The 571-nt window shown below is 46.2% G+C and carries 1 protein-coding gene; it reads right to left on the bottom strand.

The window, feature by feature from the left end; translation table 11 throughout:
• Positions 1-549, bottom strand: a 549-nt coding sequence (locus tag D4Q52_RS26035) for an ADP-ribosylglycohydrolase family protein (RefSeq protein ID WP_119859477.1), incomplete at its 3' end; no start/stop codon positions are given.
• Between the last annotated feature and the right edge of the window lie 22 nt (positions 550-571).

Here is a 571-nt window from a genome sequence, read left to right as displayed (position 1 = left end):
AGCATAGGTCTTGCTAGTCTCTAAGCCTGATAGTATTTCCGATAGTTGCTCACCCTTTAAGAGCCTACGAGCAATATCCACATAAAGCTGGCAGGCCTCTACGGAAGTCGCATGGGCATGTGTAATACTGGAAACAGCCTCAATATCAGACGGACCAGCTGCCGTAAAAGCTAGAGGCAGAATCCGCATCAAAGAACCATTTCCATTGGAATATTCATCAGATAGGCCGTGTCCTCTTGTCAAGGCTTCGCGAGTCGCATTTCCTACATCAAAGGTCAGACCATCTGGTGTGTATGCTCCCTCAAAGAGCCAATTTTTAAACCGCTGCTGCATATCAGTAAGATCAATCTTACCTTTTTCCCTGATAGAATCACAGGTAGCCAAAACAAGGCTGGTGTCATCTGACCAAGTGCCAGCTGGTTGCTGATGGCTGCCATAGCCCACCATCTCAACTGCTTCAAAACTGCCACGGGTCAAGAATTCATACGGAACTCCTAATGCATCAGCCACTGCCAGACCATAGATAGCCGTTTTCAAAAATTGGTTCATGCTAGCCTCCTTTGTTTTATTA

This window comes from Rhodopseudomonas palustris (assembly GCF_003591005.1).
Lineage (GTDB): Bacteria > Pseudomonadota > Alphaproteobacteria > Rhizobiales > Xanthobacteraceae > Rhodopseudomonas > Rhodopseudomonas palustris_K.
The sequence above is the reverse complement of the archived record's forward strand: the minus strand, read 5'-3'. Positions and strand labels throughout refer to the sequence as shown.